Origin of the sequence: Desulfobulbus rhabdoformis (genome assembly GCF_016919065.1) — a bacterium.
GTDB lineage: Bacteria > Desulfobacterota > Desulfobulbia > Desulfobulbales > Desulfobulbaceae > Desulfobulbus > Desulfobulbus rhabdoformis.
Genome location: NZ_JAFFQA010000133.1, coordinates 1 through 1,046, shown reverse-complemented (window position 1 = coordinate 1,046; position 1,046 = coordinate 1). Strand labels below are relative to the sequence as shown.

Annotated in this window: 1 protein-coding gene; it reads left to right on the top strand. The window is 45.9% G+C overall.

All coding sequences use genetic code 11. The features are described 5' to 3' along the window. Positions 1–45: 45 nt before the first annotated feature. On the top strand, positions 46–1,046 hold a 1,001-nt coding region (locus JWJ90_RS22745; protein ID WP_205229502.1), incomplete at its 3' end, for an ISAs1 family transposase.

The following is a 1,046-nucleotide window of genomic DNA, read 5'->3' as shown; positions in this document are numbered from 1 at the left end:
CCTCTATATATTACCCTTCAAAAATCACTTACTTGGAGAAGGGGCATGAAAAAACAGCAGCCAGACATTATTTCCCATTTCGAAAATTTAATTGATCCGAGAGTAGAAGGGAAAAACCGGCATTTGCTTATCGATATCATCGTCATTGCTATCTGCGGGGTAGTGTCCGGAGCATCTGGTTGGGAACAAATTGAAATCTTCGGGCAAGCCAAACAGGAGTGGCTCGCTACTTTTCTCGAGCTCCCCAATGGCATTCCGGGACACGATACATTTCGACGAGTCATTTCTCGTCTTAATACCAAAATTTTTCAAGAATGCTTTCTGAGTTGGGTGCATTCCGTGGTCGAGGTCGTTGATGGCGAAGTTATCCCAATCGACGGCAAGACCTTGCGGCGGTCACACGACTCAAGCTCAGGAAAGTCGGCCATTCATATGGTTAGCGCTTGGGCAGCAAGCAATCGACTTGTTTTAGGGCAAGTCAAAACCGATGAAAAATCAAACGAAATCACCGCAATTCCTGAACTTTTAAAACTGCTGGAGATCAAAGGTTGTATCGTGACCATTGACGCCATGGGGTGTCAAAAGAAGATAGCAGAACAGATCATCCAGCAAGGTGGTGATTACGTCTTGGGCTTAAAAGGCAATCAAGGCTCATTGCTTAAAGCCGTTGAAACTGTTTTCAGTCAGGCAGACGCAGAGACTTTCAACAGCGATAAATTTGATTTCTTCCAGAGCGAAAGCAAGGGCCATGGTCGCCATGAAATCCGCTCACATTACACGACTGATGCTGCCGAGTTACCCATGGTCGCACAGTGGAAGGGGCTTCGAACAATAGGTGTCGTTGTGTCAGAGCGGCACGGAAAAGACAAAAAAACTACAGAATGCCGCTACTATATTTCGAGCCAAGAAAACAACGCCGAACTGTTTGCCAAAGCTGTGCGCTCCCATTGGGGTATAGAAAATTCCCTTCACTATGTACTTGATGTTACATTTCGTGAAGATGAATGCCGAATCCGAAAAGACGATGCTCCCGAGAATTTTGCCGT